The sequence below is a fragment of the Dinghuibacter silviterrae genome (assembly GCF_004366355.1).
Classification (GTDB): domain Bacteria; phylum Bacteroidota; class Bacteroidia; order Chitinophagales; family Chitinophagaceae; genus Dinghuibacter; species Dinghuibacter silviterrae.
The window spans coordinates 479,971-504,122 of the sequence record NZ_SODV01000002.1 but is presented as its reverse complement, the minus strand read 5'-3'; the positions used below and the strand labels follow the sequence as shown (position 1 = coordinate 504,122).

General features: G+C 58.1%; 16 protein-coding genes. 9 read left to right on the top strand and 7 right to left on the bottom strand.

Annotated elements, in window-relative coordinates:
• The first annotated feature begins 81 nt into the window (after positions 1 to 81).
• Positions 82 to 699 (top strand): endonuclease III domain-containing protein, encoded by a 618-nt coding sequence (locus EDB95_RS19240; protein ID WP_133996007.1) that lies wholly within the window; start codon positions 82 to 84, stop codon positions 697 to 699.
• On the opposite strand, the gene EDB95_RS19235 is transcribed toward EDB95_RS19240, so the two are convergent.
• Positions 689 to 2,632 carry an AAA domain-containing protein gene (locus tag EDB95_RS19235; protein WP_133996005.1) on the bottom strand — a complete coding sequence of 648 codons (1,944 nt, stop codon included), beginning with the start codon at positions 2,630 to 2,632 and terminating at the stop codon, positions 689 to 691. The two genes, EDB95_RS19240 and EDB95_RS19235, sit on opposite strands and share 11 nt — an antisense overlap.
• A 46-nt stretch (positions 2,633 to 2,678) precedes the next feature.
• Between EDB95_RS19235 and EDB95_RS19230 the strand changes: the two genes are divergently transcribed.
• From EDB95_RS19230 to EDB95_RS19215, 3 genes are all read left to right on the top strand, one after another.
• Positions 2,679 to 3,377 carry a DsbA family oxidoreductase gene (locus EDB95_RS19230; protein ID WP_133996003.1) on the top strand — a complete coding sequence of 233 codons (699 nt, stop codon included), beginning with the start codon at positions 2,679 to 2,681 and terminating at the stop codon, positions 3,375 to 3,377.
• A gap of 191 nt (positions 3,378 to 3,568) precedes the next feature.
• Complete coding sequence (locus EDB95_RS19225; protein ID WP_133996001.1) at positions 3,569 to 4,168, top strand: MbnP family protein; 600 nt, start codon at positions 3,569 to 3,571, stop codon at positions 4,166 to 4,168.
• Complete coding sequence (locus tag EDB95_RS19215; protein WP_246073748.1) at positions 4,165 to 5,181, top strand: cytochrome-c peroxidase; 1,017 nt, start codon at positions 4,165 to 4,167, stop codon at positions 5,179 to 5,181. Before EDB95_RS19225 ends, EDB95_RS19215 begins: the two co-directional genes overlap by 4 nt.
• Here the strand turns inward: EDB95_RS19215 and EDB95_RS19210 are convergent.
• Positions 5,165 to 7,723: a PKD domain-containing protein gene (locus EDB95_RS19210; RefSeq protein WP_133995995.1), complete on the bottom strand. Its 2,559-nt coding sequence runs from the start codon at positions 7,721 to 7,723 to the stop codon at positions 5,165 to 5,167. The genes EDB95_RS19215 and EDB95_RS19210 overlap by 17 nt on opposite strands.
• 199 nt (positions 7,724 to 7,922) lie before the next feature.
• On the opposite strand from EDB95_RS19210, the gene EDB95_RS19205 reads away from it, so the two are divergent.
• The 5 genes from EDB95_RS19205 (at position 7,923) to EDB95_RS19185 (ending at position 13,423) form a co-directional block, all read left to right on the top strand.
• Positions 7,923 to 8,981 carry an ABC transporter permease gene (locus EDB95_RS19205; protein ID WP_133995993.1) on the top strand — a complete coding sequence of 353 codons (1,059 nt, stop codon included), beginning with the start codon at positions 7,923 to 7,925 and terminating at the stop codon, positions 8,979 to 8,981.
• Between the two features lie 78 nt (positions 8,982 to 9,059).
• A complete protein-coding gene (locus EDB95_RS19200; RefSeq protein WP_133995991.1) occupies positions 9,060 to 9,422 on the top strand; it encodes a BlaI/MecI/CopY family transcriptional regulator in 363 nt (120 codons plus the stop codon).
• Positions 9,419 to 11,023 (top strand): M56 family metallopeptidase, encoded by a 1,605-nt coding sequence (locus tag EDB95_RS19195; protein ID WP_133995989.1) that lies wholly within the window; start codon positions 9,419 to 9,421, stop codon positions 11,021 to 11,023. Before EDB95_RS19200 ends, EDB95_RS19195 begins: the two co-directional genes overlap by 4 nt.
• Positions 11,024 to 11,054: 31 nt before the next feature.
• Entirely contained in the window at positions 11,055 to 12,632 is a 1,578-nt protein-coding gene (locus EDB95_RS19190; RefSeq protein WP_133995987.1) for a M56 family metallopeptidase, read from the top strand.
• Between the two features lie 2 nt (positions 12,633 to 12,634).
• Complete coding sequence (locus EDB95_RS19185; protein ID WP_133995985.1) at positions 12,635 to 13,423, top strand: peptidase associated/transthyretin-like domain-containing protein; 789 nt, start codon at positions 12,635 to 12,637, stop codon at positions 13,421 to 13,423.
• Here EDB95_RS19185 and EDB95_RS19180 read toward each other — a convergent pair.
• From EDB95_RS19180 to EDB95_RS19160, 5 genes are read right to left on the bottom strand one after another with little or no spacing between them, the layout of a single operon-like run.
• Positions 13,398 to 18,764, bottom strand: coding sequence for a DUF5695 domain-containing protein (locus EDB95_RS19180; protein ID WP_133995983.1), 5,367 nt, complete (start codon positions 18,762 to 18,764; stop codon positions 13,398 to 13,400). The genes EDB95_RS19185 and EDB95_RS19180 overlap by 26 nt on opposite strands.
• A gap of 23 nt (positions 18,765 to 18,787) precedes the next feature.
• Positions 18,788 to 21,028 carry a putative Ig domain-containing protein gene (locus EDB95_RS19175; protein WP_133995981.1) on the bottom strand — a complete coding sequence of 747 codons (2,241 nt, stop codon included), beginning with the start codon at positions 21,026 to 21,028 and terminating at the stop codon, positions 18,788 to 18,790.
• Positions 21,018 to 21,986, bottom strand: coding sequence for a hypothetical protein (locus EDB95_RS19170; protein ID WP_133995979.1), 969 nt, complete (start codon positions 21,984 to 21,986; stop codon positions 21,018 to 21,020). Before EDB95_RS19170 ends, EDB95_RS19175 begins: the two co-directional genes overlap by 11 nt.
• Before the next feature lie 19 nt (positions 21,987 to 22,005).
• Positions 22,006 to 22,620 (bottom strand): hypothetical protein, encoded by a 615-nt coding sequence (locus tag EDB95_RS19165; RefSeq protein WP_133995976.1) that lies wholly within the window; start codon positions 22,618 to 22,620, stop codon positions 22,006 to 22,008.
• Between the two features lie 21 nt (positions 22,621 to 22,641).
• Positions 22,642 to 24,150: a RagB/SusD family nutrient uptake outer membrane protein gene (locus EDB95_RS19160; protein WP_133995974.1), complete on the bottom strand. Its 1,509-nt coding sequence runs from the start codon at positions 24,148 to 24,150 to the stop codon at positions 22,642 to 22,644.
• Positions 24,151 to 24,152 lie beyond the last annotated feature (2 nt).

The window sequence follows — 24,152 nt, the reverse complement described above, 5'->3', positions numbered from 1 at the left end:
TGAAAATAATAAGGGAATTGCCTTATTTTTTGTTAATTCCCTATCCGATGCCGTAGCTTTATTGCTTCAAAACGCCGGTCTATGGAATGGCCCGAAGCCATCAAGCCTTTGTTGAAAAAATACAAGGGCCATAAACATCCCCTGGAGTACAAAAACTTCTACCAGCTTATCGTCCTGGTCGTCCTGTCCGCCCAGGACACCGACAAAAACATCAATGCGCTGGCCCCGGAGCTCTTCAAAGCCTACCCGGATTTTACCAGCCTTGCCAAGGCCACACCCGCGAAACTCTACCCTTATGTCCGCGTCCGGAATTTCGCCAACAAAACAAAGTGGCTCCTGGAGATCGCGGAGACACTCAAGGACGACAAACACATACCCCAAACCCTCGATGAGCTCACCGCCCTTCCGGGCATCGGGCGCAAGTCCGCCCTGGTCATCCTCCGCGAATCCGGGAGACCTCCCGAGGGCGTGATCGTCGACCTGCACGTGGTCAGAGTGGCCCCCCGCCTCGGCATCGCCGCCGGGACCGATCCCAAAAAGATCGAAAAACAAATCATGGAAATCCTACCGCCCAAAGAATGGGACGCCGGCATGGCCATGTCCTTTCTCGGGCGCGACGTCTGCCGGCCCAAGCCCAAGTGTGAAGAATGCCTGATGCGGAACGTTTGCGCGTATTACGCGAACCTGGTTACTCCATAAACTCCCAGGCACTCCTGTACTCCCCCTGCGTTTGCGCGTATTCGATAAACTCCGCGTAAAAGGGCGTTTGCGACAACGTGGCGCTGTCCCCGATCACGACCAGGCGTTTCCGCGCGCGGGTCATGGCCACGTTCATCCGGCGGATTTCGGAAAGAAAACCGATGCGGTTGTCCGTATTGCTGCGGGTCAGGCTGATGTACACGACGTCTTTTTCCTGGCCCTGGAAGCCATCGATGGTGTTGATCGTGATGTATGCGGCAAAAGGCGTCAGGTCGGGACTATGGTCCAGTTGTTCTTTGAGCAGTTGGACCTGTAACCGATACGGAGAGATGACCGCGATGCTGGGGAATGCCGCCGGATCCAGTTCACCGGCCAGCCGTGACAGGTGTTTAAAAAGGAAGGCGGCTTCCTCCGGATTGCCGAGGGCATTCCCCTCCTGCCGTTCTTCGAACCCGCAACCCGCCGTGTCGATAAACGCCAGCGGGGACTGGCCGGGCAACAACCGGCCTGCCACTAACGGGTGCGCCCTTACGCGGTTCTCATAAAACACGCGGGAAGAATACCCCATGATCACTTCGTGCATGCGGTACTGCTCTTCCAAAAGCGTCACCGCCTGCGGATGCCGGGCCACGCATTTTTCCATCAGGGTCTCCCCCAAACCCCGCCGGGCCGCCTCCTCCGATTTGATCACGGGCGGAAGCTGGAGGTGGTCCCCCGCCAGCACCAACCGGTCAGCCTTGAGCGCCGGTATCCAGCACCCCGGCTCCAGGGCCTGCCCCGCCTCATCGATCACCGCCGTTCCAAAATGCAGGTCCCGGATCATATAGTGCGCCGCGCCGACCAGCGTGGCCGCCACCACTTGTGTCTTGGCCATCAGGTCTTCGAGGATATAGCGTTCCATGTTCTCCACGTCCTTCATGATCTTACGGGCCTCATCCAGGAGCGCCTTGCGCTGGTCCCGCTCCGCCTTTCCAAACTGCCGCTTGTACTTATGCGCCATGTCCCTGAACTCGACGGCCCTGCGTTTCAACTGGCGGATGTCCCGGACCGAAGGATGCGTCGCCATCCGGCTGTCCAGCGTCAGCGCCCCCAACCGTTCGGATACCCGTGCGGGGTTCCCGAGCCTCAGCACGCTGATCCCCGCCTCGGACAGCCGTTCACTCAACAGGTCGACCGCGGTATTGCTCGGTGCCGTGACGAGGATCTTTTGCGCGTCCCGCTCCAGCAGCGCTTTTATGGCGTGCACCAGTGTTGTCGTCTTGCCCGTCCCGGGGGGTCCGTGGACGATGGCCAGGTCCTGGGCGGAGAGGATTTGCTGCACGGCGGCTTGTTGGGAGGGGTTGAGCCCGGCGGCCGCCGCGGGTTGTGCGCCGGATGCTCCGGGTCGTGGGCCGGCCGCCGCCGCGCCGTGGGCCCCGTGGGCCGCCTCGTCCCACAGCGCCTCCTCCGCCCCCGTCAGCACCCTTACCAGCCGTCCCTTGCGACTATCTTCGACGAGCGCGGCGGCGCGGCGAAGCGCCTGCAACATCTCATCGTAGCTGTTATCATCAAAAAGCAGGTCGATCCCCAGCTTCCCATCGCTTGCCCAGTCCGGCAGCTCTTCCTCCTTCAGCGTAATCTTCAGCCGGTCACCGCCCAGGTAGGAAATGACCCCTTCGACGTGGTGCTCTTCCGGGTTATGGTTGGAAAAAAACAGGGCCGACACCCCAAAGCGTAGCTGATGAGGAATATCCCGGTGGGTCGTTCGTTCGACTTCGAGGATGAGGTAGTCCCCCCGACCCGGCTCCGAACCCCGGATCGCCACCGGATACCAGGCCAAACCCGCCGCCCGGCGGTCCGACACCGACGAGCTCCGCACCAAGGCCATATACGCGGCCTTGTCTTCCGTCCGCTCCATCAACAACAATTCCTGCAACGCTTTGAAATAATCCATGGCCCAAAGGTAGGGTGTCGTAGCTTTGTGTATAAATAGGCCCTTTATGAAAGTGGAGATCTGGTCCGACGTCATGTGTCCCTTTTGCTATATCGGCAAACGCCGTTTTGAAGAAGCCCTCCAGGCCTTCCCCGCCCGGGAAGACATACAGGTTGAATGGAAAAGCTTCCAGCTCGACCCTTCCTTACGCAAAACCACCGGCAAAAGCATCAACGAATACTTAGCCGAACGCAAAGGCATGACCGTCGACCAAGCCCGGCAACTCAACGACCACGTCACCCGTATGGCCGCCGAGGTCGGTTTGCACTATGACTTCGACAAGGCCGTCGTTGCCCCGTCCTTCGACGCCCACCGTTTCTCGCACCTCGCGTCCGCCCACGGTCTGGGAGACGCCGCCGAAGAGGCCCTTTTCAAGGCTTATTTTACCGAAGGCAAAGACATCTCCGACCGGGAAACCCTGGTTCAATTAGGCCAACACATCGGTCTCGATGCTGGCGAAGTCCGTGCCGCGCTCGACAGCGACGCCTTTGCCACTGACGTCCGCCGCGACATCGCCGAAGCCGCCGAACTGGGCGCCAGGGGCGTCCCCTTCTTTGTCCTCGACCGCAAATATGCCGTCTCCGGTGCACAACCTACCGAAACCTTTACGGGGGCTCTTACCCAGGCGTATGCCGAGTGGGCGCAGCAAAAACCCTTGCAGGATATTGCGGGCGGGGAAGTGTGCGTCCCCGGTGGAGACTGCTAGGCACATTTCGTATACACATCCACCCCGCTCGTATCAACTCGTTTCCCTATCCAGGCGGTCCGCCTTAGATTTGATTAGTGGCTCTTAAAGCAATATCTCCGATAGTTTTAGGCTGGTTTCTAGGAGCAACTCTAGGTTTAGGTACAAGACCCGGGCCTCCGGTTTACCGTCTCCGGAACCCGGGTCCTTCTTTGGTCCTCCGGTTCAGCCCGCGGGTGGGATCCCAGGACCTTCGCCTGTCGGGACCGTCGTATACCAACGCCTGGGGCGAACACTTCACGGTCACGAAATTCCGGTATTATATTTCCCACCTGACGATCCGCGGCAAGGACGATCAGGTCCTCTTTAACTCGGACGAGTGTTTTCTCGTCGAAGGATCGCGGGACCTGACGCTCCCGGTCATCCCGGCGGACGTCGCCTCGGTCTCTTTTCTGCTGGGGGTCGACAGCACCCATACGGACGCGGGTACGGGCGACCTGGATCCCTTTAAGGGCATGTACTGGTCCTGGAACAAAAGCTATGTGTTTGCCCGGCTGGAAGGGCAGAGCGATTCTTCCCACGCCCCCATCCACCTCCTGACCTGGGACATCGGCGGAAGCACCGCCCGCAGGACGGTTACCCTTCGTACCGGGCCCGCCCCGGATACCCTGCGGATCACCGCCGACGTGCTGGCCTGGTTTGACGCGGTCCATCCTATACACATTTCCCATTCTCCGGTCTGTCATCAGCCCGGGGTGCTTGCCTCTGACATCGCAGATAATTACGCAAAGATGTTCGCCATCGCGCCATGAGGACGATCATCGTCACGGGGTTGCTTTGGAGCGGCCTGACGGCCGGAGCCGCTTGGATGGCGCCCGGAGGCGCTGCCGGGGCCGCGTGGCTCGGCCGCGACGACGCGGCGGGCGCCGGCAGCGCGGCGGCAGGCACGACGCCGGTGGCGCTCGTTTACCCCTCCACCTGGCCCGCCCCCCTCTATAAAGGCCCCCTCACGCAAGAAGGCATCGCCCTCGGCCGCAAACTCTTCTACGACCCACGCCTCAGCAAGGATTCGACGATCTCCTGCGCCAGTTGCCACGAACAATACGCTGCCTTTGCCACCTTTGACCATAGCCTCAGCCATGGCTACAACAATACCCTCACGACCCGGAACGCACCCGCCCTGCAAAACCTGGCCTGGCAAAAGGCCTATATGTGGGACGGGCGCATCCCGCACCTGGAGGACCAGCCGGCCGCGCCGATCACGGGTTCGAACGAGATGGGCGAGACCCTGCAAGGGGTGCTGGCGAAATTAAAAAAAGACCGGACCTACCGCCAGATGTTCGCTGCCGCAAAAATGGCCATCAATGAAAAGACCCTTGGAAATGCGTTGAGCCAGTTCATGGTCTGCCTCATAAGTTCTGACAGTAAGTATGACAAAGTAAAAAGGGGGCAGGCAACCTTTACCCTCCCCGAGCGCCTTGGCTACGCAATCTTCCAGCAAAAGTGCAGCGCCTGCCATCCGGAACCTTTTTTCACAGATGGTTCCTACCGGAATATAAGCATGACGCTCGATACGACGCTGAACGACGTGGGCCGGATGAAAGTCACGGGCCGGAAGGAGGATTCCCTTGCGTTCAAGGTGCCCTCTCTAAGGAATGTTGTCCTTACTTTCCCTTACGGACACGACGGGCGTTATCCCGATATACGGACCGTCCTTGAAAGATACCACCTGACGAACTATGAGATCGGTCAGCTCAAGGCGTTTTTGTACACCCTTACGGACAGTACGTTTATAAAGGATCCGCGGTTTAGCGCTCCAGGGTGACGGTTCCCTTTTTGAAAATGATTTTCCCTTTGTAGTCCACGGCTTCGATCATGTATACGTACGCCCCGATGGGTTGTAACCGCTGGTGTAGCGTTCCGTCCCAGCCATCCTCCAGGCGGCTGGTGGCAAAGACGAGCTGACCCCAGCGGTCGTATACCCTGAAAAAACGCAGGGACGAAATACCCGCCGCGATGGGTTTGAAGAGGTCGTTGTGTCCGTCGCCGTTGGGCGTAAAAGCGCTGGGGACGAAAATATCCGGTAAGGTGGAATACACGGTGACGGTCAGGGCCGCGCTACCCTTGCACCCCTGGGCGGTGCTGGCCGTCACGGTATAGGTAATGCTGTCTACGGAGGAAGACGTGATGGTGGCCACCGGGTTGTAGATATACGCGTTGCTCAGCCAATCCGCCGGAGTCCAGGCATAGTCGAAGGTGATCCCCTGGTTGGCCGTGGCGTCGAGCTGCAAAGGTTGCCCGATGACGATGCTGGTGTCGTCACCGGCAGAGACGACGATCTTCGGGGTGACGGCCACCGTGACCGAGTCGGAAACGGATTTGGGGCAACCCAGGGTATCGGTCACCGTGATGAGGTAGGTCGTACTGCCGGCCGGGTGCGCCACCGGTTGCAGGGTACCCGGTTCATATAAACTACTGTCGGGTGCCCACACCCAGTGGGCGGCGGTGGTGACGGCCGTTATCTTAGCGGAATCCCCATAGCATATCGTGGTGTCCCCACTGGTGGTCACGCTGGGATAAGGAACCACCTTTATGTATTCCGAGGCGGTGGCCTGGCACTTGCCCAGGTTGGCAATGACGGTATAGGTCGTACTGGAAGCGGGCGCCGCCAATGGATATTTAATCGCTGTATCACTCAGCCCCGTGGCGGGACTCCACCGGTAGGCCAGTGCATAGCTCACGGGATCCAACCGGATGCTGTCCGTGGCGCAAACCGTCGTATCCGCGGGGAGGCTGACGGTGATGTATTGCAGCACGTCGACCGTGACGTGCGCGCTATCCACGCAACCCTTTTGCGTCACGGTGACCGTATAGACCGTCGTGTCCTTTGGATACACCACCGGGTCCGCGCTATCGGGGTGAATGATGTTGTATGCGGGTGTCCACTTATAGATCACGCCGGTGTCGCTGACGGCTTTTAAGGGAAGGCTGTCGATACTACAGATCAGGGTGTCCGTGAAAGGGAGGGTCAGGTCCGGCTTTCCGCTGACCACGACGGTCTTTGACACCGTGCCCGAACAGCCCTCGGTGCTGGTGACGGCCAGCGTCACGGTGACGGTGTCCGGACTGCTGTACTGGTGCGTAGGGTCCTTTTGGGAGGACGTATCCGAATCTCCGAAATTCCAGCTCCAGGAACTGATCGACCCGTACTTGACATAAGAGGTATCCGTAAACGTAAACGGCGCCTGGTAACAACTGCCCGCGACCGTAAACCCGGGGGAGAACCCCGGGTAGACCTTGACCACGGAGCTCGCCGAATCCGTACAACCACCGCTGGTGGCCACGTACAGCTTTAGGGTATAGGTCCCCGTGTCCGCGTAGGTGTAGGTAGGAGCCGCCTGGGTCGAGGTGTCCGTTGTACTGCCCGGTACGCCAAAATTCCAGAGGTAAGACGATATGGAGGAAGAGGAAGATTCGTTTTCAAAACTGAACGTATAGTTTCCGCAGTTAAGGTAAGAGGTATTGAGCGTCGCCGCGGTGAGGCTACAGTCGTACACATAAATCTGGAGCTCTTTTTTCACGGAGTCCATGAGCACGCCTTTTCGCCATTCCTTGACGTACACCGCGATCACATATTCCCCGGTCGTAGAAGGGGCCGTGCCGGAAATCAGACCGGTGGTCGGGTTGATGGTCACCCCGCTTCCCAGGGGCGCCGCCCCGCTATAGCCGGAGGTGTAGGTCAGCGACGGATAGGGCGGGGTTTCGGGAGCGCTGCCGGATGCATTTCCGCTGGGACTTTTCATGTTCAGCCCGTTGCCGAATTCGTAGGACAGCGAATCCCCGTCCGCGTCGGTTGCCCCGAACTGGTAGGTGAAGGGGCCCTTGTAGCAAACGATCGCCGTATCCCCGAACAAAAAGTTCGGGCTGCTGTTTTTGTGGTAGTCCACCCCGCCAATCGTCCCCGGGATATTGGCGGTGACCGAGATGCCGTCGGCGGACGAATTGGTGATGTTGATGATCCCCGAGGTCCGGTACGCGTCCTGAACCGCCAGGATGTACCCCGCCGAAATGTCCGGAAGATCCGTCGTATACACATACGTATAGATCTCGTAGCAGATACTCGGCGGGTCGCTCATACAGGGGTTATAAGTCGTTTTGGATACCGTGGCGGACGTGGTCGTGCTGATCTGCTGGGTCAGCACCGTCGCATAAGTAGAGGCATTGAAAATACCGAGGTAGACCGCGTTCCTGGGCCCCTGTGCCGTACAGCTGTAGAAAATCGTGATGGTAATCGTATAGTTGGAAGTTCCGGAGGTAGACCCCGCGCCGTTATAGGTATAGTGAATAAATCCACCTTTTACGTGCATAGCGGACGCGGGTAGGACAATGCCACATAGGAGTACCACGGGTAAGGTCTTCAGGAACGTTTTCAGAAGCGCGTTTTGCGGTAAATCTATCACAACACCCTTGCCGGAAAAACCATGTTGCGACCAGAACGACGCTTCCGGAGACCAGTGGGGTTAGGTGGTCTCCCCCGATTCGAGTACATTTGGTCAACCCACGCCGATGAACAGATTCCCTGCCTTGACGCTGGCCAGGTACAGCCTGCTCGCCACCCTCCGCAGCCCCACATCGGTGGTGTTTTCCCTGTTATTCCCGGTGATCTTTATCGTGGTATTTGGTTCGATGGTCGACCAGACCCCCACCTTCAAAGTGGCCGTCGCGCCGGACTGTGACACCAACAATGTCGTGTTCAAGGCCATCGAAGCCATTCCCTCGATCACGCTGGTCCGGGACCTGACGTCTGCCGGGCAGGCAGAGGCCCTCCGCAAGGGCCGGATCAGCGCCGTGCTACACGTGACCGGGAGCGCACCGTATGACATCCGCCTGGATGTCACGCAAACACCCGACTACCTCGACATGCTCCTGCACGAAGCCATCCGCGGCATCGACGCCCGGGCGTTTCCCCAAAACCCTTCGGTGGCCCGCCTGGAGGTGACCCTGGTAGCCGGACGAACCTATCGCCAGATCGATTTCATCCTCCCCGGGCAACTCGGTTTTTCTCTCCTGATGGCGGGCGTGTTCGGGTCTTCTTTTCTCCTGTTCAACCTCCGGCAAAGCCTCGTGTTGAAACGGATGCGGGCGACCCCCGTCCGGAGACGGACCATTATCGCAGGTGAGATGCTGAGCCGGCTTTTTTTTCACATCATCGGGTTCATCCTTATGGTCGCCCTCGGGTACTTCGCGTTTCATTTCACGTTGGTCAACGGCATGGCCACCTTTGGAGAAATGCTCCTGTATTCCCTTTTCGGCCTGGGGATCTTTATGGGGATCGGGTTCATCATCAGCGGCACCCTGCAAAACGAAAGCTCGATTTCCCCCGTGGCCAATACAGTGGTCTTGCCACAGATCCTTCTTTGCGGTTTATTTTTCCCCATCGAAAGCTACCCCCACTGGCTCCGCGGTTTCTGCGACATCCTCCCGCTGACCTTTTTCGTAGACGGTTTGCGCAAGATCGCCTTCGAGGGCACCCATATATGGCAGATGCCCGCCCAGGTGGGCGGGCTGATCCTTTGGACCATCGCGATCGGCGCCTGGTCCATAAAAGCCTTCAAATGGGAGTAGCCGCGTCTAAAATAAATAAAAACAAAATTAATTTGATTAATTACGAATCTTTCGTAGGTTTACGAAAAGTTCGTAGACATGGAAAAATTATCCCCCCAGGAAGAAGACGCGATGAAGGCGATATGGAAAACCGGCGAAGGCACCATCAAGGCCTTCCTGGACCATGTCGATTCCCCCGCTCCCCCTTACACGACGTTGGCATCGACCGTTAAGAACCTGGAAAAAAAACGGTTCGTCACGTCCCGGCTGATGGGTAAAGTGTATATCTACAAAGCCACCATGACCGAAGAAGAATACAAAAACCGTTTCATGACGGGTTTTGTCAAGGACTACTTCGCCAACTCCTACAAGGAAATGGTCAATTTTTTTGTGGAAAAGAAAAAGCTGAGCCCGGCGGAACTCAAAGAAATCCTTCACCTCATCGAAAAAGGACGGTCATGAATCTCCTTTCCTACAGCCTTCAGGCGGGTATTGGCCTCCTCCTGACCTATGTCTTCTACCAAGCGTTCCTGCTGCGCCTGACTTTCTACAAGGCGAACCGATTGTTCCTCGCAGGATCTATCCTGTTGTGCCTGCTCCTGCCCCTCCTGAACACCAGCGGCCTTTGGCCGGAGAAAGTGGAGCACATCACTTTTTATATGCAGACGGCTCCCGTGGCCGCCCCGGTGTTGTCGCCTGCCAGGGTAGGCCCCATTGTACAAGCCACCCCCCATAGACCTTGGCCCTTATACTTCCTTCTGGCGGGCATGACCGTCATGTTGCTCCGCCTCCTCTTCCAGACGGCTTCCCTGATCCGGATCCGTCGAAAAGCTACCCTTGTCGCCCGGAACGGGCGTATCCGACTCATGGCGTTGCCCTATCCGCTGGCTCCTTTTTCCTTCGGACATAGTATTTTTTTCCACCCATCTGTCCAGACGTCGGAGGACTTTCACCGTATCGTAGAACACGAAACCGCACACATCAACCAGCGCCACACGCTGGACATTTTTCTTTGCCAGGTCCTCCTGATCATGCAATGGTGGAATCCTGCCGCCTGGCTGCTCGACCAATCCGTCCGTCAAAACCTCGAATTCCTGGCGGACCAGAACGTCCTCGAAGGAGGCGCGGATCCCCGGCAATATCAGTATTTACTGCTGAGGGTATCCGGGATAGCGGGACCTGTCCTGAGCAATCCATTTAACTTTTCACCCCTCAAAAAAAGAATAGCCATGATGAACAAACAACGCTCGGGAAGAAGACAGGGGACTCGTTTCCTTTTTGCCCTTCCTCTTTTACTCCTGCTGTTGGCTGCGGCCAGCCGGCACCGCATCCATCCGCAGGACAACCACAGCCTGCTCCGCCTGTACGGCTTCACCGTATACGGCGCCACATTACGGCCGTTGGAAGGGGCCACCATTTACGACAAGGTGTCCGGTAGGTCGGTGCGCTCTGATGGCAAGGGGTTTTTTATGCTGACCATTCCCTTTTCCGAACCTACCGATACCGCAAACATACGCGTGCTTGCGTTCAAGGAAGGATATGACACCGGTTACTACACCGTACACAGTTCGCTAAAGACCGTCTCCAAACAAGCGGGCCTGGGAGCAAGCCTTTTATATATCGGTCTTACAAGCCTGAAACCGGATAAGAATGCAAGTGGCTTTGTCGACAATACCGTGCTCTTTCCCGAACAGGAACGCGCCCTGAAACAGATGAGTTCCCCGGCCCGAAAGGATATTTTTGACAAATTCTTCAAGGATACGGCACCGCCTAGCCGTAGTGACATCGAAAAGGTTTTTGCATCGTCGCCCGATCAGATTTACTTTGTGATCGACGGCAAGTCCTATGCTGTTGTCCCACACGCGTCGGCTTCCTTTGACACTACGGTGGACCTTTTCCTGGTCGATGAAAAGACCCGGATGACCGGAGAGGAGGTTAATAAGATGTACAAAAGAAGCCAGCTTCAATTTGCAGTCGGCTCCTTCCCTGCCGGGAACGCCGAAAATACATACGGGATCGACGAAAACCTCTTTGTCATCAAACTCAAGGCACCACAGCCTTGAACAGCAACCACCCATCGAAAAAGGACAGTTTATGACGCTTCTATCCTACAGCCTCCAGGCGGGTCTGGGTCTCGCCCTGACCTACCTCTTCTACCGGGTTTGCCTGGTCCGCCTGACCTTTTACAAGGCAAACCGGTTGTACCTGTCTACCGCTATCCTGCTTTGCCTGCTCGCACCGTTGATGGATACCAGCGGGCTCTGGCCCCAAAAGGTAGAGCGGTTTACGGTCTACGTCCAAGGCAACCCCGGCCCCGAAATGCCGGTCGCGGCGGCCCCCACAGCGGCCCCCAGCCACCATTTGCCCCTCCTGGAATACGTCCTGTTCGCGGGTATGGTCCTCATGGTCCTCCGCCTGTCGATACAGGTCATATCCCTGACGCGCCTCCGGTTCAAAGCCGTTCCTGCCGGCGAACGGGGCCGTATCCGGTTGTTCCTGCTCCCCTACCCGCTGGCGCCCTTTTCCTTCGGACACAGTATTTTCTTCCACCCATCGGCCCAGACGTCCGCGGACTTTCACCGCATCGTAGACCACGAAACCGCGCACATCGAACAGCGGCATACGTTGGATATCCTCCTCAGCCAGGTCCTCTTGGTCCTGCAATGGTGGAATCCTTTTGCCTGGCTGATGGACCGGTCCATCCGGCAGAACCTCGAATTCCTGGCCGACCAGGCGGTCCTGGACAATGGGGCCGATCCCAAACAATACCAGTATTTGTTGTTGAAGGTATCCGGGGTAGGCGTGCCGGTGCTGAGCAATCCCTTTAATTTTTCACCCCTCTATAACAGAATAGCCATGATGAACAAAAGAAGATCCGGGACGAAACAAGGTGCCCGTTTCCTGTTTGCACTCCCCTTATTACTCCTGCTGCTGATCGCAGCCAGCCGGCACCGCGTACCGAAAACGGGTGACGACCACACCTACCGGCTTTATGCATTTGTCGTCGACGGCGCCACGCTCAAACCCCTGGCGGACGCGGATGTCAAAGACGACGTATCCGGTCTGTCGACGAAGACGGGCGCCGACGGTTTTTTTAGGTTGACATTTCCCGTGCCGCCTGGTAAAACCGACACCATGAAATTCCACGTGGTCGTCTCCAAGGACGGGTATGATCATTTCCAGGACAAATTCCAGGTACCGCTGGCAAACCTGGGAATCAACCCGAAATTCAACAGCGATCTTCAGCTCATAGGGCTGGCCGGGAGTGGCCCGGACCGCAGAAGTTTTTCCAATAGCCACATGGCGATGCCTTCCGAAGAAGAAGCATTGCACAACGAGGGGTCGCCCTCCCGCGAGGAGATTTTTGACAAACTGATTCAAAGACAAAAACAGCAACGGGAAGTCGAGGCCGTCTTTGCAGCCTCCCCCGACCAGATCTATTTCGTCATTAGCAACCAGACCTATGTCGTTATGCACGGCGGTTGGGCATCCCAGGAAGGCACGGTACATACGATCCTTGTCGACGGCAAAATCCGGATGACAGGGGAGGAACTCAATAAGACGTACAAAAGAAATCAGTTGAGTGGTTATTGTTCTACCCTCCCCGCCTCGAAAGCCAAGGAGAAATATGGGATTGATGAAGACATCTTCGTTGTCGGATTAAATAAATAGCCATGATCAACAAACTTTCCTTATTATTCCTGCTGACGATCAGCTTAAGCCGGGCATCGTTCGCGCAAAGCAACGAAGTCTACCGTCTATACGGCTACGTCGTAGACGGCGCCACGCTCCAGCCATTGGCGGGCGCCACGGTCAAAGACCAACTTTCGAATACGGAAGCCGTAACCGACGAGCACGGTTATTATACGCTAAAGTTGCCCGCACCGGGCCGTACCGAAACGTTGAAGGCCCACCTGTTGGTTTCCAAAGACGAGTACAAAAACCTCGACGACATCTTTTCTGCCACCCTCTCCGAAGAAGGTCAAAAAAATGGCTGGGGTGCGCAGCTCCAGTTCCTTGGGCTCGCCGGTCACGGGGGAAACAAGTACTCTTTCAGCAATAGTTCCGAGCTGACGCCCTCCCAGGAGGAAGACTTCCAGCGGGAAGGATCCCCTTCCAGGGCGGAGGCCTTCGAAAAATTCTTGAAGGAGGCGACCGGAAACGGTAGCACCTTTTTGAAAAATGCTTTTGAAGCCGCCCCCGACCAGATCTATTTCGTCATCAACGGAAAGGCCTATGTGTCTTATAGCAGATATCCCAACGTGGCCTATATGTCCTTTGACACCACCGCGCACCTGCTTGTCAACGGCAAGACGGAAATGACCGGTGATGAGGTAAACAGGCGCTATAAAAGAAGCCAGATCAGCGGACGTGAAAGCCGGTATATGAACGCAGACAAAGCCGAAAAACAATTCGGGATCCACAGGGACCTTCTCGTCATTTATTTCGAGACACAGCTGTAAACCGAAACACCGAAATGGAAAAAGCGGGTACGACAGTATCCGCTTTTTCTATGTCATGGGGCACAAACGCCGCCGGGTGCTCCAAGGAGTTTTCGGACTCCGGCCCGAGTGCGGTGAGCAGGCTCCACCGGGTGAGCGCATAACCGGGCAACGCAAAGCGGGTGGCGCAGGCGTCCGCTCCGGCATTGACCACCTTCACGACCACGTCCCCGGTCTTGTCCTCTTTACCTGACAACGCGAAAAGGGTGGGAAGTCCTTTGTACGACATCAACAGCTCCCCGTCCAGGTAACAATCGACCTTGTCGCGTCCCACCTCCAGGCGTATCGTGTACCAGCGGCCCGTTTCGATGGGATGGAGCAACCTTTTCTGGTTGGTGATATCCGCCACCTCATACCCGTCCGTCACCGATTCGAACACGCAATTGGCATTGACATAAGACCCGATGTGCGCGCGCAGAAAGGTGTTGCTGTCGCGGACGGCAAACGGAATAATAAAGGCATTATAGCCGCCGAGCTTGCGCGCTTTCAATGTCAATGTATAGGTATCGAAGGAGCGGCCCTTAAGCAACGCCAGGAGTTGGGCGCCCTCGGCTTTTTGGGCAAGACCGCCGCTGTCGGTGGGTTCCCAGGTCCCGCGAAGTTTTAACCAACCGGTGTCAAAGCTTTCACTGGAGCTGTGATACGCGCTTCGGCCGTTTACAGACACCTCCACATCCTTATACTCGGTCTGCGTATCCCAGGTAGCCAACCCGATGCCCCCGCTAAAGGCGGCGCTACCATGTCCCGCCGGCGCTACGTCAACCTGCGTCGGCAGGTTGACGTCCGGCCGGTTGTCGGTGAACATCCTGATTGCGTAATACGAGATACGTCCGTAACTGCGGGCCGCGTCGAAATTGATGAGGTTCACCGGCCAGTCCACGTCGTGAACGTTGGCTAAGAGGGGCGCGTAGCTGGACATTTTGACAAGGTCGGCGTTACGCTCCATCCCCATCATATAAATTGCATCGCTGAGGGCGGCGCGCAGGTTCCCATGACCCACGCCGGCATTGGTCGCGAATTCGCCGACATACATGTCCCACTGCCCGCGTTTGTACCGGTCAAAGTGATCTGTATTACGCAAGCTCCAATAGGCATCCTTGTACGCGTGCTCGTCCACCATTTCCGTGGTCTTCATCCCCTGGAGGGTATTCCGGTTCACGTCCCCGATACCCATGCTGGCAATCAGGGTGATGTTTGGATAACGCCGGTGGATCGCCTCATAAAAAAGGTTGTACCGGCTGGCGTACTTCGGGCCATGTTGTTCATTCCCGATCTCCACATATTTCAGGGGATAAGGCGCGGGGTGACCGGCCCGGGCGCGCCGCTTCCCCCAGGGGGAGGTAACGGGTCCGATGGCGTATTCGATCGCGTCCAGGGCGTCCTGGATATACGGTTGCAAACTGTCTTCGGGTACATACGTCCCGCTCCGGTATTCACAGGAGACGCCGACATTACACACGAAAAGGGCCGAAGCACCGATGTCTTCGCAAAACCGGAGGTATTCGTCATACCCGAACCCATTGGTGCTCCAATAGCCCCAGGGGCTAAAGGTTTCGGGCCGCTTTTCCACCGGCCCGATGGTTTTTTTCCAATTCGCCGCACTGGCGATGGTGATACCCTCGGCATAACAGCCGCCCGGCCAGCGGACAAAGGCAGGTTTGAGGTCCGCGATCAGGCGGCCCAGGTCGTCCCGGAGGCCGTTCGGGCGGCCTTTAAAAGTTTTTTCAGGGAAAAGGGAGACAAAGTCCAGCCACAGCTTTCCTTGCCCCTTAAAGGAAAGGACGAAACGCGCGGCGGAATCGGTACGCGTGGCTTTTAGCACGCAGGCGAATCGATGCCAGCCAGCCTCGCGCATCGCGAACGTATGTGTCGCCAACGCCGACCCATCCGCCGACTGCAGGGACACCGTGACCGGCCCCGTATAGGAACCGCCACGACTATAAAACGACAGCTTATAACTGTCTCCGCTGACGACGTTGATCCCCCAAAACCCGTCATTGATGACACTCCCCTGACCGCTGACCTCCACACTCAACGAGTGCGGGGTTGCGGAATTGAGTGGATGCTCGGCCGTGAGCGACAACGTCACCTTTCCTTCAGAGTGCCACCCCGGCCACGGATCGTTGACATACGGCCACTCCATCTTCCAGTCCGTCTTTTGCGGTTCCAGCATAAAATGCGGCTTCTCCGGAAACGGTACCAGGTAGCCGCTGTCCAGCCGTGTCCCCTGGGGAATCGTACTTTCCTCGAAACCCCGGTTCTGGATCAGCTCCGCATAAAGACCGCCATCACCCCCGTGACTGATTTCTTCGAAAAAAATACCATGGAGCGTGGCGGGGATGCGCGCCGCGGGATGGGCTGTGTCGATGGTGATGACGGCACTGGCGGTGGGCCGCAGGATGACCTCCGTACCCAAGGGTACCTTGTACGAACCGCGCGCCATCGGGTATACCGCGGTATAGGCGCCGTCGAGGGTCATCCACCCATCGGGCGTGACCGCATCCGCGCTGTCAAGTAGCAACCGTATCTCCCCGGACAAGGTATCGTACGTCAACGTACGGATCCGCCCTGCATTCATCCGCACCCACAGCCGGGCGGGGGCGATAAACACCGAAGACCGGCCCGCGGTGGTTGGTTGCACGCGGACGAGCGAGCCTTCCGTGGACAAGTTCCCCCCATAAGCCAGCCATCCGAACACAGGATGATGGGCTATGAATGTCCCGGTATTGACAGCATATCCGAAAAAGCCGGACCCGTAGTCCCCTGTGTAGCCGTCGTTCGCCAAAGTGGATGGCCAGGCATGGAAGGCGCAAGGCGCAAAACCGTCTTCTGTGATGTTGGAAAGCGCACCCATCCGGCCTCCGTACCCCACCCGCAACAAATAAAAGTCGTCCGGGTGTTCACAATAGGCTTCCAACACAGGCAAGGCATTCAGCGGAGATCCGTAGTGATGGATCATCCGTTCTACCCGTTGCGTTTTGCCTGCATACAAAAAATCCCAGTACCGCCGGGCGTTCCCGTTATAGGCCCAGTGCGGGATCGTGGGCATATAGGCAAGGATCGCCTTGAGCGTCACGTCCGCCTTGTCCAGGAAACCGAAGTAATGGGACCACACATACACCTCTTCCTGCCCCGTGGAATCCCAGGGCATCTCGCTCCCAAACGGATAGGGCAGCGAACGCCAATGCAGGGCGCGGCCCTTCATGGCTGTCTCCAGAACCCTCGCCTGTTCGATCATCCCTTCCGACTGGAGGTCCCGGAGGATCAGGTAAAACACCGTCCCCTCCATTTGACCAAACTGCGCATAATACGGCGCCAGTCGCAACATCGCCATGGCGGTTTCATACGCCTGGCCCAGGTACCACGTCCATTTGTCTGCCGGCAACAGGTCTTTGTGAAAACGCGCCAGACGGTACATGACCCAATAAGCCGCCGCCACGTGTGGATAGTTGTAGGAGCGTCCCACCGAGGCGGCCTCCTTCAGGGGCCAGGCCGACCAGGTCTTGTAGTGGATGCCGGTGCTGTATGTGCCCGCGGGCATGCCCTCCGGCTCATAATAAAAAAGACTTTTCCGAACCCCGTATTTTTCCGGCCCGTTCGCATATTGTATCCTTCCCCACAGGGTCGAATCCACAAAACGTTGCAACTGCAAGACCTCCGCCTTATCGGGGAGCACCGCCTGTTTCATCAGCGCGCCCAGCCAGCTGCCGGCCCCGGCCTCGTCGCTCAGCCCCGCGATCCAGGCCCGGTTATCTTCCGTCACCTGCCGGTGCAGGGTATTGTCGTAGCTGATCACGGAAGGATTCCTATGAAAAGTGTCCCCTGCCTGGTCGTACCACTGGCTGGTCATCAGGAAGTGTCCATAATGCCGGACGACGTTGTCTTCGGGCTGGATCACCTTGTAATGGATGGTTTGTTCGGTCCCGTCTTCGTAGGTGACCGTCAGACGGGCACGGCCCCAGGTGCGGCCTTGGATGGCATACGCCACCCAGCCACCTGGCAATGTGTCGAGGGCGTGCAGCACCAGGGCCGGGCCCGGGCGGTTGCCGCCGGAGTCTGGGCCGCTGCCGCCGACGGCGGTCGAATCGGGCGTCACCGAAAATGACCGTACCGGTGCCCTATAATGCAGGAACAACTTTCCCTGCACATCCTGCGGCAGCACATACCCCGGCACCCCCATGGCAACGGGCCGCCCGCGGGCCATCAGGGTACTGTCGATGGAACGCACAGAGGGGCAAAGGGAAAAGGCGAGGGCGACCCGGTACTCCTGCCCCGGTTTTATAACGATCGATGTCGGCTCGTTCCAGGGTTCGGCGTTTTTCCATTCTTTCTCCGCGTAGGCTTTGCTGCAAACCATCCACTCATAAAACCCCTCGAAAGCGGCGCTTCGGGGCGTGGGGTCGTCCAGCAGCGGATTGTACGCCTCGAATGGCGCATGCCCCGAAGGCGTCACCAGCAAACCGGGCCCTTCCCCGTTAAGGCGCGTCACCTGCAGGTAACCCGCGTCCTTCCCGATATAAGGATCATAAAAAACATTCCGGGCGTGTGCCTGCTCCAGGCTTTCCCCGTCGAGGATGTTGTCAAAGATCAGGGGGATACCCAGAGCGCCGACCTCCACGGGGCGGTCCCCTTTATTCCTAAGGACAAAAGCCAGGACAAGCTGGCCGTCCTGTACCTCCCAACGTCTTTCGACGTTCAACGGAATATTCTGGGGAAAAGTGGGTCCCAGGTCGGCGGCAGCGAGCAATGTGGTCCCCGCGGGCGCAGAGCCCATGGGCCGCAAATCCCCCGCGGGCGCCGAGCCCATCGCGGGTGCCGAGCCCATCGCGGGCGCAGAGCCCATCGCGGGCGCAGAGCCCATCGCGGACGCAGAGCCCATCGCGGACGCAGAGCTCATCGCGGGCGCAGAGCTCATCGCGGGCGCTGCGCGCCCTACGGGCAGTCCCCGCACAGGATGCCGGTCAGCCGCCGTGGAATACCTCGTCCACGCAGTATCCTCCCCCACCCTCAACCGCAGGTTCAAGTCCCCCAGTTGGTAAAGCCCGTTCCCGCTCCGCACCAGCAGACTATCCCCGGGCGTAAAGTCAAATCCCGGAAGAATAACGGGCCGCAACGAAGCCACCGTCTGCGACGCCCGAACGAGCGTCAACTGAAAATCGGGTGTCGATAACGATAGGTACCCCTGTTCCAACCCCAGGGTGGAAGGCCTGTTCCTCAGCCGCACCCAGGGCGATTGCGCCTGCAGGCCCTGGGTCATCAACAGGCTGGCAGCGACCAGCCCCATACACATCCTCTTGGTCAAGATATCTGGTTTTTCAAAAATCATCAATAAAGGCGAACCAATAATACCCCGTGGGGCATCAGGGTGGCGTCAAGCGTCTTTTGAACGGCACCCAGGTCGCGTTGCCGCCAAACGTCGCGGAGGATATGGTAACGGCCCAGGCCCAAAGAATCCCAGTTCAGGCGGACCGGCCGGCACGTATCCTCCATATTGAAAACCCCCACGGCCGTACTTCCATCCGCCAGGGGCTTTATCCATACCTGGTATCCCGGATCCGGGACCACGCGTTGCGCCTGCCGGCCAAGGGCGTCCTGGTCGATGGCCAGCACCTCGTCGTTGGTCAGCAAGCCGAGTGTAAAACCGTCGAGCTTGCCAAGGTCGCAGCCCAGGAGCAACGGGGCGGACAACAGGGACCAAAGGCTGACCTGGGTGTATTGCTCGTCGGGCGTCAGCCGGCTGGGCCGAAGGGTGGCGCCCCAGCCCACCCAGCCCACCGTGAGCATGTCCGGGTCGTTCCAGTGACCCGGGCCCGCGTAGGGGTATAGAGGGTATTGGCCAAAACCTATCCGGTGCAGGCTTTCCCAGGTGTCTTCGATGTCTTCGGTCGTCCTCCAGGACTGGCCGTCTACCGAAGCGCCCCAGGTCCAGACGTCCTTCATTCCGTATTGGCAAAGGCTGTACAAAATATCGCGGGGTTGTGCCCTCAGCGCCGTTTGCATGACGCGGTAGGGCTTTTGGAAAGTATTGAGCGCAGTGTCCGTGCCGGCAATCCCGTCATAGCTGCACCAGTCGTATTTCAGGTAATCGATGCCCCAGCCGGCATAGGTGGCCGCGTCCTGTGCCTCGTGTCCGTAGGATCCCAGGAAGCCACCACAGGTCAGGGGGCCGGGGGAAGAGTAGATTCCGAACTTTAACCCCCGCGCGTGCAACCAGCCACTCAGCGCGGTCAGATCCGGGAATTTGTCGTTGGCGACAATACGGCCGTCGGCCGCGCGCGCGGATGCCTCCCAGCCGTCGTCGATATTGATATAGGACCAACCGTGATCCGCCAAACCCTTTTGCACAAACGCCGCGGCGGACCGGCGGACTTTTTCGTCATCGACGGTCAACCCCCAGCAGTTCCAACTGTTCCAGCCGAGGGCGGGTGTATAGGAGAGCGTGTCGCCGATAACGATCGTCAAGGGCGCCGTGGCCCGGCCATAGCGGTTGGAGGCTTCGAGGGTCACCGGGAAGCGGCCCGGCGCCGGGACCGCTCCGCGGATGATGCCATCCGACGCGTCGATCACCAGCCCCTCCGGCAAACCCGTGGCCCGGAACCGCAGCGGCCGTGCCCCCGACACGGGCACCTTATACAAAAAGGGAGACCCGGGTCGTGCGCCGTAGATCCGGGGACCGTTGACGCGCGGCGACAACGGGGACACCGGTGTCAGCGTATACGGAAACCAAATCCTGCGTTCGACGGTCAACCCGCTCCCCGCTTCGGTAAAGGCCAGGTGTACTTCCAGACCCGGCCGGTTCGGCAGGTGGAACGCAAAGCGGCGCGTGCCGAAAGGGCTCAGCGTCACCGGAACCGTATGCGACCCGATGTCCTTACCCTGGGTCACATCCCGGACCCCATAGGTGATGACGCCACGCACCGGCACGGCAAACCGGTTACCGGCGGTCAGGGTAACGGTGGCGGCGCTCCCATAGCGGATCGAGTCCGCGGGAACGTCCAGGTCTACGGCATCTATTTTTTCCAACATATCGATAAACGGATGCCCCATAAAGATGCCCCCGGTTCCACCGCCGTCATACACCCGCACCGCCAGGACATTGTCCTGGTCCCAACGGATGCCGGTCGCGTTGAGCGGGAGGTGGTATTCCCGCACCAGCGGCCAGCGGCTTTTGTAGCCGCCAGGGTCTTCGGGGAAGCCGCCCGTTTTGCCGATGCGCACCCCGTTCAAAAAGGTTTCATCAACGTCGTTGACATGAGCCAGGAATATTCGTAAGCTATCCTTCCAAAAAGCATGCGCCCTAAGCGAAGAGGGGATACGCACATGGATGCGGTACCAGGCATAGCCGTGGTAGCCCTCGTACCCCTGTTCCTGCCAGACGGTCCCCGTCCGTTGGGTCGCCCAGCGGCTGTCGTCAAAGTCAGGGGCGGCCCAGGCGGCGCTGTCGCCTGTGGAGAAACGGGCTGTGGGCAAGGGCAAAGTATCGCGGACCCCGCCAGGCTGGGCGGCCGCATCGCCTGCCGCCAGCCCACAAAGGCAGAAACCGATCACAAAGTATTTACGGCACACGCGCAACAATATTTACAAGATAAGTAACCACATACGTCCCCTTGGTCAGGTAATACTGTATGGAAGATACGGTATTGACGTAAAGTCCAATATCCGTATGCGCAGCCGCCAGTTGGTAGTAGCAGATGCCCCCGCCAAAAGAGAGACCGCCCGTGGAGACGGTGCTGAACGCCGGCAGGTAGGGAACGCCGTCGGGGTATTGGTATTCGATGGACGTATCCGTCCGTGTCTCGGGGTAATAGGGGTCCCAGTTGTGAAAGGTGGGGCGGGCGACCCGGGCGTTGACCTCGCCGGCGGAGGGGTTGAAATTGTTCCCGTTTTTATCCTTCCAGACAAAAATGATCTTGTCCGCCCCGCCTGGTACGTAGGTCACCGTCACCGGGATCTGGCCGGCCACCGGGGTAAACGGTCCGGTGGCCGTGGGCCCCGTCGTCCAGGATTGATACGTGAGCGTGTCCTTGGTGGCAATCGGCGTAACCACGAGCTGACAGGCGTCCTTCACCACCCTGCTTCCGCGGACGTTGGAAATCTGTATGTCCATCGAATACGTTCCGGTGTCCACATACAGGTCGGCCCCGGTGAATTGTAGGCGTCCCCCGATGGGATTGACGCTAAAGGGTGCCACCATGCTGTCCTCCAGCTTGGCATTTAGCATAGCCAGGGTCGAGTCGTCTTGCGTAGGCGTACCTGTAAAGATTTTGATCAGTTGGGTTTTCAGGAACATACTGTCGGCGGACGCCCCGGTGGATACGTCGGTGACCGAGAGGAGTTTTACGTTTAACGGCTCGGTCGACCCGTTGGACACCAGGGAGGAAGAGGTCGTCGTGATCCCCTGTTGTACATAAAAGGGGTTGACCTGGTAAAACACATCGTCGCTGAGATACCCGTGGGTGATCTTTTCGCAGGCCCATGCCAGCGGGATCAGCAACAGAAGCCAAAAAATTTTATATAGTCGCATCGTTTTTCGCTTTAAAAGATTATCGGATAGCCAGGGACGCATTGTTGGCCAATACATTGAGGGTCGTCCCGGTCGACGTTTGAATACCCTCGGTCTGACAGTTGAGGACCACATCCGCGGGGTCTCCGGCCACCGGCCCGTTGACACCATCCATCTGTCCGTTGATCTTGACGTATTGCAGGATGTAATAGTTAAACGCCGAGTTGGCCACGGTTTCGGTAAAGGCCGTTTTTTTCACCGCGCAGATGGTGTCTGCCCAATTGGGGAACGCTTCCGGTGCCACCGTGGCGGTGGTGACGTTGAGCCCTTTTTGCGACAGCATGTATTGCGTCAGGAACTTGGAGGTAATATGGTTGTACAGGGAGTCCAGCGTGGTGATGTTCAGCGTGTTCATGAGCGCGTTGATCGAAAAATCCGTGGGCGCGAAAAAGGTCCCGGACATATTCATCGAGTCTTTCAAACCAAAGTGGTCGGCGATCAGGAGGACCGTATCGAAATAGTGATAGGTGTTCCCCGCGAGATAGTCGTAGGTGGACAGAGAAGTATTGGCCTTGCTGGTTCCCCCGTCGGTGAGGTAGTTTTTATTGCAGGACAAGGCCAAAAGGGCGATCGATATGATGAGCAAATAGCGCATGGTATACAAAATTTGTCGTGATCAATTGGTGAGTGCCGCTGCCCAGTAAGGGGTTTGTTTGAGCAAGGGGTTCAGCACGAAGAGGGTCGGGTCCAGGGGCCAGTAGTATTTGCCCGCCTGGAACTGGGCCGCGGTCATATAGGGGAAGGGCGTGGCGCCTGTCAGGCGTTCGTTGCGCACCAGGTCATAGTAGCGATGTCCTTCGCAAAAAAGCTCCCGGCCCCTTTCCGCGGTGACCGTATCGATCACCGCCGTTTTACCGGTGATCCCGGTCAGGTCCTGGATACCCGCCCTTTCGCGGACCTGGTTGACGAGCGTCATGGCACCGGCAAAATCGGCCTTGGGACCCGCGGCGAGGGCTTCCGCCTTCAGGAGCAGGATATCGGCCAGCCGGAACACCACGATGTTGTTGAGCAGCAAATAATAATTCACACTGTTGTTGGTAATCTTCTGGATGTTGGAATACTTGATACAGGAGTAATACGTGACGCTGCCCGAATTGAGCGAGGTGTACCCGCTCTTGTACCGCAGGTCGGTGGTGTCGCTATAGAGTTGAAACAAAATACCGGGATTGATCTGCCAGTTGGGGACCGTGTTGGTGGGCAGGAGCGGCGTACACAACAAATAGTTGGCGATGCTGGCGCTGTACGCGGTGGCGGTCATGGACTCCGCGGTCGTGTTTTGGGCAATCTCGAAGATGCTTTCGGGGGACTGGCCCTGGTAGATCGTCGCATAAGACGAGCCGGGCACCAGCGTATAGGAGCCCGACAGGATCACCGAGTCGCACGCCATCGCACAACTGTCGTATACACCCTTCCAGGCATAGAGGTGCGCCATCAGGGCAAATACGGCGCCCTTGTCGCCGCGGACCACGCGGTCCTGGGAGGTAGGGTCCTGCCAGTTCAGGAACGCCTTCGCCCTGGACAGATCCGACAGGGCCGCCTCCAGCACCTGTGCCTGTGGAGAACGGGCAATGCCGTTGAAGGTGGAGATGTCCGCCTGGTAAGAAGTATCCAGGGGTACGTCGCCCCACACGCGTGCCATATAGAAGTAGTTGAACGCCCGGGTGAAATACGCCTCGCCCAGGTACTTGTTTTTTTCCGCCTGCTGGGAAGCAGCATCGTCCCCGTTAAAGGCACTCACGGGCATCTGGTTGATAAAATACAGACAGCGGTTGGCTTGCTGGATGGCCGCGTAAAAGGGCGTATACACCCGAAGCTTTAGTTTCGGGTCGTAGGTATTCAGGCTGGAAACCGAGATCGCCCAGTTCATTTCCGAAATATTCAGGTAGTCCGGGTCGAGGACGTTTCCAAATTCATCCGTGGGCAGGTCTCCATAGCTGTAATAAGACACGGCTGCGTCGAAAGCCGACCGGATGAGTGCGTAACAGGCGGCCACGCCGGAATTGGCGTCGGCATCCGTCTTCCAGGAGGTCGCATCCGTCAGGGAGCTGACGGGCTCCTGGTCCAGGAATTTCTTGCAAGAGACTCCTCCGAGGGTAAGAAGAAGCAGGATATATATGCGTTTCATAA